The following is a 15,704-nucleotide window of genomic DNA, read 5'->3' as shown; positions in this document are numbered from 1 at the left end:
GGTTAATATACTCTTTCATTATCAATACTATAGGCTGACGTACCGGCCTTATTATGAGTCCATGTTATACTTTTATAATTAATTGACACTATTTCTTCTGGTTGACGATCCTCATGTGTTAAAGAGTGGGGATAATTAATGTTTATACCACATAATGTTGCCCCGGAAAGATTTATTGTATAATACTTCTCTTGGCCTCCTGATGGGGCTGTTTGGTAAAGTTCTAACTGAATATCTAATTCTTCATTGTCAGAAATTGCGGCACCGAGAAGAGGTGATGATTTATCAATAGGTTTAACTACTGTAAAGGGATGATGATTAGCATTTTGCTCTCTGGTTATGTTGTGGTTCGCAGAGTATATTAATATGTAATCAGAGTGTGCTTTCTGATATCGATTTCCTATAGAGTCGAAGGTTCCACAACCAGCAGAAATTAAGCCCTGCTTCTTTCCTTCGATTTTCATATAAATAAGATTGGCCATTTTTATCCTCCTTCTCCTGATGAAGGCGTCATTATAGTTTTCCATAAGATAAGCTTAAGTGACGATTCTCACAATAAAATAGACTAAGGGCGATCTGAACCGTTGCCAGATACCAATATTACATGACGTCTGAAGCAGAAAAAATCACGCAACGCGTGACAGAAACCATACCTGCAAGCTGACTGCCATACTGATACTGTACCGGGGGGAGTGTGTCAGCACTGTTGCCCGTTTTGCCACCGGTCGATGTTTGTATAGCAGCGCAAAAGGCCTGATACCCTGCGCCAGCAAAAGATGAAAAAAGAGCATGGCGCAGCGGCGCTGACAAAGTCGGTTGCAGGGCGGGACTGACAGGCTTGTTCAAATGTTCAAAGCGGAGTAGCCGCAGGGATACTTGTTTAGTCTATAAATGCTTTATTAATAAAAACCATTGGATGCCTGCGCTAACTTTATTGGCCGAATATATCGTAATTTTTACAAAACCAAGCACAAATATTTTTTAATTTTGTATAAGACTATGCTGAATGAGAGCCGGCTAATTATTTGTTACCCTTCGCGTTTAATAAAAATGTACGCTCTATTCTGTTCTTATTCTGAGAAGTTCTTCCGAAGACGTTATTGTACAAAGTTATTCTGAAAACGGACCAGGCAGGGTATATGGCATGATGCTGGAGTTATCTCATGGGAAAAAAAATTGTTCTGGCCGTTAACGGCGCGGCGGGAAAAGTTCAGCTTTTAACGGCGGATGCCGACAAAGCGGTGCGGGTTAAGCTCGTTCAGGGGAACAAATATTTACTGAAAGGCGTTGATGATAACTTCGCGCCGGAAAACGTTGTGCTGAAGCGGGCGGGTTCGGAGCTGCATGTGATTCAGCAGGGAGACGCCCGGCCCAGCATCATTATTGAAGATTACTTTAACGGCTCTGCCGTTCCGCCGTCCCTGACGGGCATGGGAGCGGACGGGCAGATCTATGCTTACGCTCCGCTGACCGGCAGCGCGGCTTACGAAACCGGCTATCTGGGAGCCGACGGCGACAGCACGGCCGTGTTCCTGGGCGGAACCCCGCTGGGTTCCGGCAGTGATGCCACCCTCTCTTCCGGCAGCGAGGCATCCACCTCTTCCAGCGGCGTCGGCTATACGATGTTCGGCATTCTGGGCGGACTGGGGGCGATAGCCGGTATCGCGATTGCCGCCTCTGACAGCGACGATGACGACAGCAGTATCAGCCACAATGAGGGTAACAGCGACGCCGGTGGTAACGGAAACAGCAGCGAGGCCGTAAGCAGCACGCCGCCGGAGCAGCCTGCCATCGGCGACGTTCAGGACAATACGGGCGCGCAGACGGGAACGCTCGCGAACGGCGACGTCACGGATGAGGCGCGCCCGGTATTCAGCGGGCAAAGCGAAGCGGGTAATACCCTGACGATCTACGACAACGGCAATGCGCTTGGCTCCGTTGTGGCGGATCAGGACGGAAACTGGACGTTTACGCCTGATAACGCCCTCAGCGACGGCGAGCACGCGTTCACCGTTATCGCCCGGGACGCCTCCGGTAACGCCAGCGATCCTTCGGATCCGATCACTATCACGATCGACACCGCCGCCGCGGAGCCGCAACCGGACGACGTCGGTGCGCCAGGGGCGCTGAGCGAGTTGCTGGTGGCGGGTGACGATACGCTGGCCGCGTTCTTCCCGGAGGATGACGGAAATACGCCGGATTACGCCGTCGAGGGCAATACCACCGGGCAGGAATACGGCGCTCAGGAAGCGCAATACGGCCTCGCGCCGGCTGCGACGCTGGCGGATATGCACGCCGGACTGGCCGATCTGTTGCAAAGCGATCCGACCGTGATGTAAAGCCCGCTCTCCGGCACGGCAGAAATAAGGTTTTCCCCTGGCGGGAAGGCCTTATTTTTTATCTGCATGACGGGAGAGCGCCTTATTCCGCCCCGGCGGTATCCGTCCTACAGGGCTATCCGTATAAGACAAATCTTCGTAAGATACAGACCGGCCTCAGCCATTGCTAAACGAGGAACGCCATGAATATCAGCGAAATCGCCAAAAAGACCGGATTAACCAGCAAAGCTATTCGTTTCTATGAAGAAAAGGGGCTGGTGACGGCGCCGGGGCGCAGCGATAACGGCTACCGCTTCTACGGCGACAAGCACGTTGAAGAGTTAACGCTGCTGCGTCAGGCGCGCCAGGTAGGGTTTACGCTCGACGAATGCCGTGAACTGCTGGCGCTGTTTCACGATCCGTCACGTCACAGCGCCGACGTGAAGCAGCGTACGCTGCAAAAGGTAGCGGATATCGAGCGGCATATTCAGGAATTGCAGGCGATGCGCCAACGCCTGTTGGCGCTGGCGGAGGAATGTCCCGGCGATGACAGCGCCGATTGCCCCATCATCAATACGCTGGCGGGGTGCTGCCATCACCGTTAACGGCGTTAAACCGCTTTGACGATCAGCGTAATGCCCTGAACGTCGGTGATCTCCACATGCGTGCCGGCGGGCAAATCCTGATCGCACTGCACGCGCCAACTGCCGTCGCCCAGTTCGATGCGCCCGCTGCCGTTTTCTATCGGCGCGTTGAGCGTCGCTCTCCTGCCGATAAGCTGGCGGCTGCGCTGGTTCAGATGCTCGTCGCCGCGGCTGTCCGGCTGTTGCTGACGGCGGCGCAGCCAGTACCACCATATCACGGCGGTAACGATGGTCAGCACGGCGAACAGCATGCAGCGCCACTCCCATGACATCGGGAATATCCAGCTCAGCAGCCCTACCAGCAGGGCGGAAATGCCGCTCCACAGCAGGTATCCGCCCGCGCCCAGCAGCTCGGCGACCAACAGCACGCCGCCGAGGGAAAGCCAGAAGCTGTGCGGATTTTCCGTAATCAGGGCAATGATCATCAGGATTGGCCTTTTGCGTTACCCGTTTCTTTCAGCAGCTCGGCAACGCCGCCGATGGCGCCGATCAGGTTGCTGGCATCCAGCGGCATCATAATCACCTTGCTGTTGTTCGCGGAACCTATGTTTTGCAGGGCGTCGGTGTATTTCTGCGCCACGAAGTAGTTGATGGCCTGAATGTTACCGCCCGCGATGGCGTCGGAAACCATTTGGGTGGCCCGCGCTTCCGCTTCCGCGGCACGTTCGCGCGCTTCAGCTTCCAGAAACGCCGACTGACGCTCACCTTCCGCCTTCAGGATTTGCGACTGCTTTTCCCCTTCTGCGCGCAGGATGGCGGCCTGACGCACGCCTTCCGCTTCCAGAATGTCGGCACGCTTGGTACGTTCGGCCTTCATCTGTGCGTTCATCGCGGAGATCAGCTCCTGCGGCGGGCGCACGTCGCGGATTTCGATACGGGTGACCTTAATGCCCCACGGATTGGTGGCCTCATCGACGATGCGCAACAGGCGGCCGTTGATGTGATCGCGCTGGGACAGCATTTCGTCCAGCTCCATCGCGCCCAGTACGGTACGGATGTTGGTCATGGTCAGATTCAGGATCGCGACCTCCAGGTTGCTGACCTCATAGGCCGCGCGCGCGGCATCGACCACCTGAATAAAGCACACGGCGTCGATGGTGACGTTGGCGTTATCTTTAGAGATGACTTCCTGGGAGGGAACGTCCAGCACCTGTTCCATCATGTTGATCTTGCGGCCGACGCGATCCATGAACGGAATCACAATGTTCAGGCCGGGCATCAGGGTGCGGGTATAGCGTCCGAAACGTTCAACGGTCCATTGAAAACCCTGGGGAACAATCTTGATCCCGGCATAAACGATGATCAGTGCGACAACCACCATGACGGGGATAACGGTATACATCGGGTAACCTCCTGTTAATCGGGCGGTGAATACCGCACCAGTTTCCATTAAGTCTAACTAATTTCCTGACGGAACCACGAGCGAATTTATGAAAAAATGGGCGCATCAGAACAATAACCGTTTTCTGCGCCGTGGTCACTGAAAGGCGGTCAGTTCGAATACGCCCACATGCCCCCCGCCGAGCAGCGTTACGCTGTGGGTTTGCGGGTTCGGGGTGACCAGCACCGCGCTGTCGCCGGCGTGCAGCGTCAGGGCTTCCTGTGAACCGAGCGGAATCAACGTGACTTCGCCCAGAGCGCAAAACAGAATGATGGTGCTGGCGTGGCAGCGGACCGGCGGCGCGTCCGGACGGATGGTGCTCCATTGCAGGCGGGCGCCGTAATGGCGCGGATCGTAACACAGGCTCAGACCGCGCACGGGGCCGTCAGCGGGATGGCAGGCGACCCGGCTGTCGCCGGAAAAGCGGCCGATTTCCCAGGGCGCCAGCGGCGCGGCTTCCCGCTCGTCGATGGTCAGCGCGATCCGGCCTTCCAGCGCCGACAAAATATGCTGGCAGCCGCCGCGCGTCGGAAAAACGAATGGCATGGCGATATCCACCCGCGCCAGCCGCCAGCGCAGATTACGGCTGGTGGGCGACTCCGTACGCAGGATTTCATAGACATTCTCCACGCCCGGAACGCCGGGTTCAACGGAGTAGGTGTCCTGTCGTTTGATCTGCCATTGACTCATCGTTTGAATATCCTTTCAGACGGGCGCGGCCCGAAAATCAATCTGTGGCGGAGAAGCCTCCGCCGTGGCGAAATTAGTGTTCCCGTCTTCTGGGTTTAGACCATATTGCCGTGCCGTTCAAACAGACACCATCCGGCCGGCGTATTATACTTACCCTCCTTTATCTCATCCTTATATGTTTTACACGAGAACTTCATGCAGTATCCGATTAATGAACTGTTTCAGACCCTGCAAGGGGAAGGCTATTTCACCGGCGTACCGGCCATTTTCATTCGTTTGCAGGGGTGCCCGGTCGGGTGTAGCTGGTGTGATACCAAACATACCTGGGAACGGCTGGCAGAGAAGGAAACCGGCATGGAGGCGATTCTGACGAAAAGCGCGGAGAGCGACGCCTGGGGCGCCGCGTCGCCGGCGGAGCTGGCAGACATCATCCGGCGTCAGGGCTACATGGCGCGGCATGTGGTGATCACCGGCGGGGAGCCGGCGCTGTATGATCTGCTTGCGCTGACGTTACAGCTGGAAAGCCAGGGCTTTCGCTGCCAGATAGAAACCAGCGGCACCCATGAGATCCGCTGTTCCGACGGCACCTGGGTTACGGTGTCGCCGAAAGTGAACATGCGCGGCGGGCTGAAGGTGCTGGCGCAGGCGCTGGAACGCGCCGACGAAATCAAGCATCCGGTGGCGCGCCAGCGTGACATCGACGATCTGGACGCGTTGTTGGCGACGCTGAATGACGACAAGGGGCGCGTGATTGCCCTGCAACCCGTCAGCCAGAAGGAGAGCGCGACCCGCCTGTGTATTGAAACCTGTATTGCGCGTAACTGGCGCCTGTCGATGCAGACGCACAAATACCTGAACATTGCCTGAGAAAAGGAGAGGGCGGATGCGGACGAAGGGAAGCGTTAAGCGGCAACGCGGCATATTGTTGCTGGTGGCGGTGATGCTGCTGACCGGATGCGCCCGCTCCGACGCCCTGTGGGGCGTGGTAGACAAGCTGTGCGTGGTGAATTACCAGCAAAAACGCGACCCCGCGCCCTGCCGTCAGGTTTATATGGCGCAGGGTAAAGAACGGGGATTCAGCGTGATCCAGAATCCCCGTTATCCGTACCACTTCATCCTGGTTCCCACCGCGCCGCTTGCCGGCATAGAAAGCGCGCAACTGCTGGCGCCCGGACAGACCGACTACTTCGGCTATGCCTGGACCATGCGTAACTTCCTGAAAAGCCAGTTCACCGCGCCGGTGCCTGACGACATGCTCGGCATGGCGTTGAATTCAGCCTACGGCCGCAGTCAGAATCAATTACATATCCATCTGACCTGTCTGCGTGAAGACGTGCGCCGTCAACTGCTGGCGGAACGGCCTTATATTTCAGCGCAGTGGCGTCCGTTACCGGATAAATTATTAAAACATACGTATTATGCCCGCCGTGTTATTCAGCCGACAGCCATGGGTATTTATCCGATTCCGTTGATTGCGCAGCAATTTCATCTTACGCCATCAGACCTTTCTTATTATGGTGTAGCCTTGATCCCCACAACCTTTGACGGTCAGGCGGGTTTCATTATTCTGACGACGCGTAAAGATCTGGACCCCGGCAACCGGGCATCGGTCGAATCATTACTGGATAAGCGCTGTGAACTGCTGACCGGTCAGGCGACATCCGGGGTGTCGGCATCGTCCTGACTGAGGGTGAAGCCCATGTTCTCGGCCTGAAGATCGAACTCAATCATAAACAATTCATGGGTAATTTCGGCCTTTATTATGTCGATAAGAATATCTTTAACTGGTGTGTTTTTCATAGTCTGGTGTTATTAAAAAAAGAGAATTATCTGAGAGGGTATCGTTACGTGTTTTAATTCACCTTCCTATCCTTAACGAATAAAAATCAGATCATCCTCCCATAAATAGTGTACGTGCTTCCTATTATATTTACCGTTACTGAACAAACCGGAAACAACTATTCCTGATGTGTGTGTCATTATTTCACAGGGAATTATATAGCGAGTTATTGTGACGCTTGTCACAACTGTGCGTTTTGCTGATGAAGTAAAAAACTTTTTTATGTGAACCAGATTCAAGTTAGTGATTGTTTGCCTGCGCTGCCTCTGTCAAAGTAACGCCTCTACATAAAGGGGGTATCATGTTGCCGTCTGCGGGCTGGTTGGGCCTGAGCTATTTCACCTACTTCTTTTCTTTCGGTATTTTTCTGCCGTTCTGGAGCCTGTGGCTGCAAGGGGAAGGGATTTCACCGGAATCTATCGGCGTATTGCTGGGCGCAGGTATGGTGGCCCGTTTTCTCGGCAGCCTGTTCATTGCGCCGTCGGTCAGTAAAACCTCTTCGCTGATTAACGCGCTGCGTCTGTTGGCGCTGCTGGCGTTAATCGGCGCCGCAGCGTTTACCCTGGGTAATGCCTGGGCCTGGCTACTGGCAGTCATCTTTATCTTCTGCCTGTTTTACGGGCCGCTGATCCCGCTTTCAGACGCGCTGGCGGCCACCTGGCAACGGCAGATCGGCCTTGACTACGGCAAAGTGCGCCTGTGGGGATCGCTGGCCTTCGTGATTGGTTCCGCCGTCACCGGCGAACTGGTGAACGCCTTCGGCCACCGGGCGATTCTGTATACTTTCTGCATTTCCCTGGCCGCCATGCTGGCCGGTATGATGCTGCGCCCGCGGGATATGCCGCGCGATGAACAGCGTCCGGGCAAAGCGGATCAGACCACGCCGTGGATGACGTTGCTGCGCGAGCCGGCCGTATGGCGCTTCATGCTGTGCGCGGCGTTGTTGCAGGGCGCGCACGCGGGGTACTACGGCTTCAGCGCCATTTACTGGAAGGCGTCCGGCTATTCCGCTTCCGCCGTTGGTTACCTGTGGTCGCTTGGCGTGGTGGCGGAGGTCGTGGTGTTCGCCCTCAGCAACCGCGTTTTCCGCCGCTGGTCGGTGCGTAACCTGCTGCTGCTGTCCGCCGTTTGCAGCCTGGTGCGCTGGGGGTTGATGGGCTGGAGCACGGAACTGAGCTGGCTGCTGCTGATTCAGATCCTGCACGCCGGTTCCTTTACCGTTTGCCACCTGGCGGCGATGCGGTTTATTTCTGCGCGGCAGGGCGGCGACGTGATCCGTTTGCAGGCGGTCTATTCCGCGCTGGGCATGGGCGGAAGTGTAGCGCTGATGACGGTATTGGCAGGCTTTCTGTTTGAAAACTACGGCAGCGCCATGTTTTTCGCCATGGCTGTGGTGGTGGTGCCGGTGTTGTTCTTCCGCCCCCGTCCGGCATAAAGGAGAAATGCGCGCCCGTTTTGCCGGGCGCGCCGCAGGGCGTTATTACGCTTTGGGCTTGATCAGCCCGTCGTGGCGGAACATGGCCTTAATGCCGCGCACGGCTTGGCGAATGCGGTCCTGATTTTCGATCAGGGCGAAACGCACATGGTCGTCGCCGTAATCGCCGAACCCGATACCGGGGGAGACGGACACCTTCGCGTCGGCCAACAGCTTTTTGGCAAACTCCAGCGATCCCAGATGCGCGTAAGGTTCGGGGATTTTGGCCCAGACGTACATCGACGCCTTCGGCATTTCTACCATCCAGCCCGCCTCATGCAGCCCCTTCACCAGCACGTTGCGCCGCTGGCGGTACTGTTCCGCGATGTCACGCACCGGTTGCTGATCGCCCTCCAGCGCGGCGATGGCGGCCACCTGCAACGGCGTAAATGTGCCGTAATCGTGATAGCTTTTGATACGCGCCAGCGCAGCCACCAGCCCGGCGTTGCCGACCATAAAGCCGATGCGCCAGCCCGCCATGTTGTAGCTCTTGGACAGCGTGAAAAACTCTACCGCGATATCCTTGGCGCCGGGCACCTGCATGATGGAAGGCGCTTTCCAGCCGTCGTACACGATGTCCGCATAGGCCAGATCGTGCACCACCAACATATCATACTGCTTCGCCAGGGCGATAACCCGCTCGAAGAAATCCAGCTCGACGCACTGGGCCGTCGGGTTGGACGGAAAGCCGAGAATCATCATTTTCGGCTTGGGAATGCTTTCCCGGATGGCGCGCTCCAGCTCCGCGAAAAAATCGCAGCCCTGAATCAGCGGCACCGAGCGCACCTGCGCTCCGGCGATGACCGCGCCGTAAATATGAATCGGGTAGCTGGGGTTGGGCACCAGCACGGTGTCGCCGTGGTCGAGGGTCGCCAGCATCAGGTGCGCCAGCCCCTCTTTGGAGCCGATGGTGACGATGGCTTCGCTGTCGGGATCGATCTCCACCTGATAGCGGTCGGCGTACCAGCGGGAGATTGCGCGCCGCAGGCGCGGAATGCCACGTGAAGTGGAGTAACCGTGGGTATCTTCACGCTGCGCCACGGTACATAATTTTTCCACGATGTGCGGCGGGGTCGGGCCGTCCGGGTTGCCCATGCTGAGATCGATGATGTCCTCGCCACGCCGGCGCGCCGCCATTTTCAGCTCGGAAGTGATGTTGAATACGTAAGGGGGAAGGCGATCAATGCGCGTGAAACGACGCGGATTACGGGAATCGGTCATGGTGTCCTCTGTAAACGTTAGCGCCCGGAACCGTCCGAGCGACGCTGGCCCATGCGGGGCCTTTACAGAAAATAGGGGAACGCCGCCGTTCTGTCGAGCAGAATTTTTCACCGCGTTACGGGCAGTTACCTTCTTTGCGCCGGATACGCCTTTTGCCGGGTTACTCTCCCCGGTAGGTGCATCCCGCCGTACAGGTTTCCTTCACCATTATCGCGCTGAGCAACGGCAGGGCGGGTTTCAGCATCTGCCAGATCCACTGCGCCAGCACTTCGCTGGTCGGGTTTTCCAGCCCCGGGATGTCATTCAGGTAGTAATGATCGAGACGGTCAAGAATGGGCTTGAATGCCGCTTTAATCTCGGCGAAATCGATCACCCATCCGGTATGCGGATCGACCTCCCCGGTCACTTCGACCCTGACCAGAAAGGAGTGCCCGTGCAGCCTGCCGCATTTGTGCCCTGAGGGAACGTGAGGAAGGTGATGGGCGGCTTCGAATTGAAAATCTTTGAACAGGGTGGTGGTCATAACGGCAATCTCGGTAAGGAAAAAAGCTCACGCATACTACCGGAAAGCCGTAATGGGCGGAAGTCGGGCAGAGGCAGTAATTGAAAACGACGGCTTGCCGGTTAATTTCTTAATGCCATTCGACGCTCCGGTATTATTAAGAATTTTAGCCGGAATTTTATCGTTAATTAAAGTTTATTTTTTTATTAATGAATTATATAACTAGAAAAATCCTACCTAAAAATAGTAATTTTTATTGAGCGTAAATTTGAACTTTATTAACAAAGGGCGCAGAATACGTCCGCTGATGTAACCAAAGTTGTCATATTATTCTTTCATGTAAATAGTAAGGGACTGGCGCACGTTAAAATCAAAGAGAAAAGTCCTAATGAGATTTTTCTCTTTATTATCAATCATAAGTTTGTTTCTGACTATGCCGGGAAATTCTGGTTAGCGTGCTTTCTAATTAACCGGGAAGAGCGGCGTAATTATTATTATCAACATCAAAGCCTGTCAGGCTTAATGTCTTTAGCGCGGCGGTATTCATAAATTCGCCGGGAACAGATATTGCCTGAAAACGGGTATGACGTTGTTAATCAATATGCACGAAATTATCGTGCTAATGAACTGCATAAGATAAGTGGAGTAAACAATGCATAAAGTATTTGTTCCTGTTGTTGCGGCTATTTTGTCTGCAACCAGCTACCAGGTCATGGCCGCCAACGGCACGGTGACTTTCAATGGCGAAATTATTCAATCTACCTGCCAGGTGAGCAGCGGCGACCAGGATAAAACCGTTGAGCTGGGCAAATACCCGGTCACTGCGTTCCCGAAAGCGGAATCTACCAGCGGCTCCAAAGCCTTCACCATTTCACTGGAAAAATGCGAAGCCGGTGATTACACCCTGCGCTTTGACGGCAATACCGTAGCCGGCCGTCCGGATCTGTTGTCCGTCACCGGCGGCGCTACCGGCGTAGGTATCGAAATTCTGGATAACAACGGCAGCCACTTCCCGATTGCCAACGATCCGTCTGACACTGCCTACGTTACCGTTGCCGCCGACGGCGACAACCCGGGTAAAGCCACCTTTAACCTGCAGGCCCGCTACCGTTCCTTCCAGGACACCGTAACGCCGGGTCAGGCTAACGCCACCAGTCAGTTCACCATTCAGTACAAATAATCGCCTTACGGATATCAACCGGCCACGGACGGCCCGCGGCGTTATTGAGAGATGACAATGAAAAAGATTTTTTTCGCCTTAACCATGCTGTTTTCGTGCAGCGGCATTGCGGGCATTCAGGTTGACGCCACCCGCGTTATTTACAATTCAACGGAAAAATCCTCCTCATTGTCCATCCACAATGACGGAACGGACGCCTACATGGTGCAAACCTGGCTGGACACCGGCGACAAAAGCCAGATGCCGAAGGGGCTGCCGGTGGTCGTCGTGCCGCCGATTTTGAAACTGGACGGCGGGAAAAACGCCATCTTACGGTTCATCTACTCCGGCAACGGCCTGCCACGGGATCGGGAATCCATTTTCTGGATCAACGTGCAGGAAATTCCGCCGGCCCCGAAGAAAGAAAACGTACTGCAAATCGCGGTCCGTACCCGCATCAAACTTTTTTACCGCCCGTCAGAAATGAAAACCACCCTGGATGAACAGGCGAAGGCGCTGACCTGGCAACGTCAGGGCAACGACCTGGTGGCGGCCAATAACGGGCCGATGTTCGTCACGCTGGGCACGGTGTACTTCAGGAACAGCCAGGGCAAAAGGCTGAACGTTACGTCAGATATGGTCGCCCCCGGCGAACGCATACGCGTTGCCATTCCTGCCGGCGCGGTGGTCGGCGGCACGATTTCCTTCAGCTATATCAACGACTACGGCGGTCACACGGATGTTAACGATGCGCCAATAAAATAACGGACGGGAATATCATGGCATATCGTTGCGCACGCAGACCAAGAAAAACCCAACTCAGCCGCATCATTCAGGCGGCCATTCTCTCCTCCTGCGCCTCTTCACTGTATTGCGGGGCGGCACGGGCGGATGACTTCAACATGTCGTTCATTCACGGCAGTGACAACATGAACGCGGCACAGGCGGTGGCGCAGGGCGACGCCGTCCAGCCCGGCACTTACCCGTTCGACATCTATCTGAACGGCACGCTGACAGAGCACCGTGACGTCACGTTCCGCCGGCAGAGCGCGGACAAGCCGGTCATTCCCTGCTTCAGCCGGGAATCGCTGGCGGGTTACGGCATCCGCCTGCCCGCGCCGCTGGCGGCCAACGAACAGTGCCTGGCGCTGGATAAGGCCATCAGCGGGGCGACAATCAGCTATGATGTCAGCGTGCAGCGCGTGGATATCTCGGTGCCGCAGGCGTTTATGGACGTCAGTGCGCAGGGGGCGATCTCTCCCCGGTTGTATGACAACGGCATCAACGCGCTCTACGCCAACTATAACTTCAGCTACAACCGCAACGACTATAAATCCGGCGATTACAACGACTCCGAATTCTCCTTTCTGTCGCTGAACAGCGGCCTGAACCTGGGGCGCTGGCGGTTGCGTAACAACGCGACCATGAGCAAGCAGAGCGGCTACGGCGCCCGCTGGAAAAACATCTCCTCGTGGGCTGAAACGGATCTGGTTTCCCTGCGCAGCCGCTTGCAGGCCGGGCAGGTAAGCACGGATAACCGGGTGTTCGACAGCTTTCAGTTCCGCGGGGTGCAGCTCTCCAGCGTGGACCAGATGCTGCCGGAAAGCCTGCGCGGCTATGCGCCGGTGATCCGCGGCGTGGCGCTGACTAACGCGCGGGTGGAAGTGCGCCAGAACGGCTATGTGATTTACAGTACCAACGTCGCGCCCGGCGCATTCAGCATTCATGATATCTATCCCAGCACCAACAGCGGCGATCTGAGCGTCACCGTCAACGAAGCCGATGGCACGAAAAAATCGTTCACCGTGCCGTTCTCCTCCGTGGCGAACATGCTGCGCGAAGGGATCTGGAACTACCAACTGACCGCCGGGAAATACCACGACGGCACCAGCCAGTACCAGCCGACGTTTCTGCAGGCGACGGTGGCGCGCGGGGTGGGGCACGACTTCACGCCTTACGGCGGGGTGATCATGGCGGAACACTACCGTTCCGCCGTGGCCGGGGTGGGGAAAAGCCTGGGCGGCTGGGGCGCGGTGTCGGTTGACGCTTCGGTGTCCGACACCGAGCTGGCCAGCGGCGGCAACAAACGCGGCCAGAGCTACCGTTTCCTTTATTCCAAATCGCTTAACAGCATGGGCACCGATTTCCGCCTGGCCGGTTACCGCTACGCGACGTCGGGCTATTACGACTTCTCCGACGCCGTGGCGGAACGCGACCGCTGGCGCAACGGCTACTACAGCAACGAATACCAGAATCCGAACGACGGCCAGCAGGGCATTCCCGACTGGGCGGACTCACGCAAGCATTACTACTACTCCAACCGTTACAACAACAAACGGGAACGCGTTGAACTGGCGATTACCCAGAACCTGTGGCCGGGCGCGCGGCTGTACGCCAACGTCAGCCGCCAGACCTACTGGGGCTACGGCGGAAACGACCGCACCGTGCAGCTCGGCTTCAGCGACACGGTGAAGCGCATCAGCTACGGCCTGTACGTTCAGGACACGCGCAGCCAGTACGGCTACTCGGATCGCAGCGTTAACTTCACGCTCTCCGTGCCGTTTAACTTCGGCGATCACGACCAGGAGCAGATCACCGTCAACACCAGCGCGATGCATTCACGCCAGAGCGGCGACAGCTACAACACCGGCCTCAGCGGCTCGCTGCTGGACGACCGGCGCCTGAGCTATTCGCTGTACACCGGCCATACCCATTCCGCCGGGCAGACCAGCGGCCTGAACGCCGACTATCGCGGCAGCATGGGCAACGTCAGCGGCGGCTACAGCTACAGCAACCGCTATCAACAGGAAAACATCGGACTGGCCGGCGGCGTACTGGTGCACAGCGGCGGCGTCACGCTTTCCCAGCCGCTGCAAAACACCTTCATGCTGGTGGAGGCCAAAAACGCGCGCGGCGTGCGGCTGGAAAATCAGCCCGGCGTGGCGATTGACCGCTTCGGCTACGCGGTGCTGCCGTCGGCGACGCCGTACCGCTACAACCGCGTGGCGCTGCGCACGCAGGACATCGGCGCAGGGCTGGATGTCCCCATCGCCAGCCAGGATGTGGTGCCGACGGAAAAAGCCATCGTGCGGGTGGCATTCGACACCTACACCGGCCACAGCCTGTTGATTCACACCCGCATGGCGAACGGCGACACGCTGCCGATTGGCGCGGTGGTGTTTAACGAAGCGGGGCGCAACAGCGGCACCGTCGGGCTGAACGGCGACGTTTATGTTTCCGGCATCAAACCCGGTGAAAAACTGAAGGTGGTCTGGGGCGAACATCACTGCCGCCTGACCATGCCGGGCGACCTCGGCGATGACGCCGCCACGACCGGCTACCGCGAAATTTCATTAACCTGCAACCGATAGGAACCGTGATGCGCTTTTTACCGTCTTTCCGCAATCTGCCGCGGATTCTGGCAGCCTTCGCCGTCTGCCTCAGCGCGCATGCGCTGGCGCTTTCCTGTAGCTCAGATACCTGGGGTACCGTTCAGACCATCCAGCTGGATCAGCCGATCAACGTTTCCACCGGGAACCTGCAGACCGGCACGGTGCTGTGGCGCTCGCCGGTTTTCACCTCCCAGTTTACCTGCAGAGATACCGACGGATACCCTCAGGGGGAGGACGCCTACTTCTACTGGGACCCCAAAAAAGACATGCAGAAAATCGACCCGTCTTTGTCGATCGGCATTACGTATCAGGGTGTCGATTACGATCCGAAGTCATCGCCCAAGCTGAAAATCGGGCCGGGGACGATCCGGGACCCGGGCTGTCCGAACGGGAAAAGATGTACGGCAAAACCTCAGACCCTGACGGTATCCTACTCGGTGTTTATCAAAGCGACCGGCGTGAAGCCGCCCGCCAGCGGGCAGATTGATTCGACCGGTTCTTACTCGATGTTTCAGGTTGACGGCGTCGGCGGTCTGAATACCAGCACGCCCAACGCCAACTTTAACGCCTACATTTCCGGGCTGGGATTGATCCGCTTTATCGCCTGCAACCCGACCATCAGCGTTGAAGCGAACCAGGGCAATATCGTGGACTTCGGCCGCATTCCCGCCTCAAACGCCAACCCCGGCGCGCTGGAGAAAAGCGTCCCCTTCAGCGTGGTCGCCAACCTGAGCGGCGAGGGCGTCGGCGGCGACTGTCAGGGCCAGACCCTGCAGGCCAGCTTCAGCACCACCTATTCGCTGGACGGCGCCACCACGATTCTGCCGTCGCCGGACGCCGGCTTCGGTATCTACCTCTCACAGCCGGAAAGCACCGCCAGGCCGATCGAGATGAAAACGGCGGTAGATATCGGCCTGATCACCGGCGACGCCACGCGCCTGGAGAAAGGGTTTATGGCGAACCTGAAGTGGCTGAGCGACAAGCCGAAAATCGGTCCGTTCACCGCCACGGCCAACGTAGACGTGACCTTCAAGTAATTTCCCTTCCATTGCGGGCCACCCGGCCCGCATCGCTTAACCACTT

The 15,704-nt window shown here is 56.9% G+C and carries 16 protein-coding genes; 9 read left to right on the top strand and 7 right to left on the bottom strand.

What is annotated here, in order from left to right; genetic code table 11:
- Positions 1-2 precede the first annotated feature (2 nt).
- Positions 3-482, bottom strand: a complete 480-nt coding sequence (locus tag C8D90_RS10815) for an Hcp family type VI secretion system effector (RefSeq protein WP_115458453.1) — start codon at positions 480-482, stop codon at positions 3-5.
- A 681-nt stretch (positions 483-1,163) separates the two neighbouring features.
- Here C8D90_RS10815 and C8D90_RS10810 point away from each other — a divergent pair.
- Both C8D90_RS10810 and cueR read left to right on the top strand, forming a co-directional pair.
- Positions 1,164-2,339, top strand: coding sequence for an Ig-like domain-containing protein (locus C8D90_RS10810; RefSeq protein WP_115458452.1), 1,176 nt, complete (start codon positions 1,164-1,166; stop codon positions 2,337-2,339).
- Between the two features lie 182 nt (positions 2,340-2,521).
- Entirely contained in the window at positions 2,522-2,923 is a 402-nt protein-coding gene (gene cueR, locus C8D90_RS10805) for a Cu(I)-responsive transcriptional regulator (RefSeq protein ID WP_115458451.1), read from the top strand.
- Between the two features lie 5 nt (positions 2,924-2,928).
- On the opposite strand, the gene C8D90_RS10800 is transcribed toward cueR, so the two are convergent.
- The 3 genes from C8D90_RS10800 to C8D90_RS10790 all read right to left on the bottom strand — a co-directional run bounded on the left by C8D90_RS10800 (position 2,929) and on the right by C8D90_RS10790 (position 5,033).
- Positions 2,929-3,387: an NfeD family protein gene (locus tag C8D90_RS10800; protein ID WP_230473001.1), complete on the bottom strand. Its 459-nt coding sequence runs from the start codon at positions 3,385-3,387 to the stop codon at positions 2,929-2,931.
- A complete protein-coding gene (locus C8D90_RS10795) occupies positions 3,387-4,304 on the bottom strand; it encodes an SPFH domain-containing protein (protein WP_115458450.1) in 918 nt (305 codons plus the stop codon). Before C8D90_RS10795 ends, C8D90_RS10800 begins: the two co-directional genes overlap by 1 nt.
- Positions 4,305-4,439: 135 nt before the next feature.
- Entirely contained in the window at positions 4,440-5,033 is a 594-nt protein-coding gene (locus C8D90_RS10790; RefSeq protein WP_115458449.1) for a HutD family protein, read from the bottom strand.
- A 195-nt stretch (positions 5,034-5,228) separates the two neighbouring features.
- Here C8D90_RS10790 and queE point away from each other — a divergent pair, with 195 nt between their 5' ends.
- Together queE and C8D90_RS10780 are read left to right on the top strand one after the other, a co-directional pair.
- Positions 5,229-5,900: a 7-carboxy-7-deazaguanine synthase QueE gene (queE, locus tag C8D90_RS10785; RefSeq protein WP_115458448.1), complete on the top strand. Its 672-nt coding sequence runs from the start codon at positions 5,229-5,231 to the stop codon at positions 5,898-5,900.
- Positions 5,901-5,916: 16 nt separating this feature from the next.
- Complete coding sequence (locus tag C8D90_RS10780) at positions 5,917-6,717, top strand: CDP-diacylglycerol diphosphatase (RefSeq protein ID WP_115458447.1); 801 nt, start codon at positions 5,917-5,919, stop codon at positions 6,715-6,717.
- On the opposite strand, the gene C8D90_RS22100 is transcribed toward C8D90_RS10780, so the two are convergent.
- Positions 6,684-6,833, bottom strand: a complete 150-nt coding sequence (locus C8D90_RS22100; RefSeq protein ID WP_162844390.1) for a hypothetical protein — start codon at positions 6,831-6,833, stop codon at positions 6,684-6,686. The genes C8D90_RS10780 and C8D90_RS22100 overlap by 34 nt on opposite strands.
- Before the next feature lie 338 nt (positions 6,834-7,171).
- Here C8D90_RS22100 and C8D90_RS10775 point away from each other — a divergent pair, with 338 nt between their 5' ends.
- A complete protein-coding gene (locus tag C8D90_RS10775; protein WP_196238505.1) occupies positions 7,172-8,308 on the top strand; it encodes a 3-phenylpropionate MFS transporter in 1,137 nt (378 codons plus the stop codon).
- Positions 8,309-8,353: 45 nt separating this feature from the next.
- Here the strand turns inward: C8D90_RS10775 and alaC are convergent, their stop codons facing one another.
- Together alaC and queD are read right to left on the bottom strand one after the other, a co-directional pair.
- The gene (gene alaC, locus C8D90_RS10770; RefSeq protein ID WP_115458445.1) at positions 8,354-9,568 is read right to left on the bottom strand and encodes an alanine transaminase; all 1,215 of its coding nucleotides are present in this window, start codon (positions 9,566-9,568) and stop codon (positions 8,354-8,356) included.
- Between the two features lie 160 nt (positions 9,569-9,728).
- Entirely contained in the window at positions 9,729-10,091 is a 363-nt protein-coding gene (gene queD, locus C8D90_RS10765; protein WP_115458444.1) for a 6-carboxytetrahydropterin synthase QueD, read from the bottom strand.
- A 631-nt stretch (positions 10,092-10,722) separates the two neighbouring features.
- Between queD and C8D90_RS10760 the strand changes: the two genes are divergently transcribed.
- From C8D90_RS10760 to C8D90_RS10745, 4 genes are read left to right on the top strand one after another with little or no spacing between them, the layout of a single operon-like run.
- Entirely contained in the window at positions 10,723-11,250 is a 528-nt protein-coding gene (locus tag C8D90_RS10760) for a fimbrial protein (protein ID WP_115458443.1), read from the top strand.
- A gap of 57 nt (positions 11,251-11,307) precedes the next feature.
- Positions 11,308-11,994 (top strand): fimbrial biogenesis chaperone, encoded by a 687-nt coding sequence (locus C8D90_RS10755; protein WP_115458442.1) that lies wholly within the window; start codon positions 11,308-11,310, stop codon positions 11,992-11,994.
- 14 nt (positions 11,995-12,008) lie between these two features.
- A complete protein-coding gene (locus C8D90_RS10750; protein ID WP_115458441.1) occupies positions 12,009-14,600 on the top strand; it encodes a fimbria/pilus outer membrane usher protein in 2,592 nt (863 codons plus the stop codon).
- Between the two features lie 8 nt (positions 14,601-14,608).
- Entirely contained in the window at positions 14,609-15,658 is a 1,050-nt protein-coding gene (locus tag C8D90_RS10745; protein WP_115458440.1) for a fimbrial protein, read from the top strand.
- Positions 15,659-15,704 lie beyond the last annotated feature (46 nt).

The organism is Enterobacillus tribolii, assembly GCF_003363015.1.
In the GTDB taxonomy this organism is placed as follows: domain Bacteria; phylum Pseudomonadota; class Gammaproteobacteria; order Enterobacterales; family Enterobacteriaceae; genus Enterobacillus; species Enterobacillus tribolii.
Note: the sequence above shows the minus strand (reverse complement) of the source record. Positions and strands in the feature narration are given on the sequence as shown.

What these genes read in the sequence shown, in the direction of transcription:
- C8D90_RS10745 (WP_115458440.1), top strand. Translation starts at nt 14,609, where the DNA reads ATGCGCTTTTTACCGTCTTTCCGCAATCTGCCGCGGATTCTGGCAGCC.
- cueR (WP_115458451.1), top strand. Translation starts at nt 2,522, where the DNA reads ATGAATATCAGCGAAATCGCCAAAAAGACCGGATTAACCAGCAAAGCT.
- queE (WP_115458448.1), top strand. Translation starts at nt 5,229, where the DNA reads ATGCAGTATCCGATTAATGAACTGTTTCAGACCCTGCAAGGGGAAGGC.
- C8D90_RS10790 (WP_115458449.1), bottom strand. Translation starts at nt 5,033, where the DNA reads ATGAGTCAATGGCAGATCAAACGACAGGACACCTACTCCGTTGAACCC.
- C8D90_RS10810 (WP_115458452.1), top strand. Translation starts at nt 1,164, where the DNA reads ATGGGAAAAAAAATTGTTCTGGCCGTTAACGGCGCGGCGGGAAAAGTT.
- C8D90_RS10800 (WP_230473001.1), bottom strand. Translation starts at nt 3,387, where the DNA reads ATGATCATTGCCCTGATTACGGAAAATCCGCACAGCTTCTGGCTTTCC.
- alaC (WP_115458445.1), bottom strand. Translation starts at nt 9,568, where the DNA reads ATGACCGATTCCCGTAATCCGCGTCGTTTCACGCGCATTGATCGCCTT.
- queD (WP_115458444.1), bottom strand. Translation starts at nt 10,091, where the DNA reads ATGACCACCACCCTGTTCAAAGATTTTCAATTCGAAGCCGCCCATCAC.
- C8D90_RS10750 (WP_115458441.1), top strand. Translation starts at nt 12,009, where the DNA reads ATGGCATATCGTTGCGCACGCAGACCAAGAAAAACCCAACTCAGCCGC.
- C8D90_RS10760 (WP_115458443.1), top strand. Translation starts at nt 10,723, where the DNA reads ATGCATAAAGTATTTGTTCCTGTTGTTGCGGCTATTTTGTCTGCAACC.
- C8D90_RS22100 (WP_162844390.1), bottom strand. Translation starts at nt 6,833, where the DNA reads ATGAAAAACACACCAGTTAAAGATATTCTTATCGACATAATAAAGGCC.
- C8D90_RS10780 (WP_115458447.1), top strand. Translation starts at nt 5,917, where the DNA reads ATGCGGACGAAGGGAAGCGTTAAGCGGCAACGCGGCATATTGTTGCTG.
- C8D90_RS10755 (WP_115458442.1), top strand. Translation starts at nt 11,308, where the DNA reads ATGAAAAAGATTTTTTTCGCCTTAACCATGCTGTTTTCGTGCAGCGGC.
- C8D90_RS10795 (WP_115458450.1), bottom strand. Translation starts at nt 4,304, where the DNA reads ATGTATACCGTTATCCCCGTCATGGTGGTTGTCGCACTGATCATCGTT.
- C8D90_RS10815 (WP_115458453.1), bottom strand. Translation starts at nt 482, where the DNA reads ATGGCCAATCTTATTTATATGAAAATCGAAGGAAAGAAGCAGGGCTTA.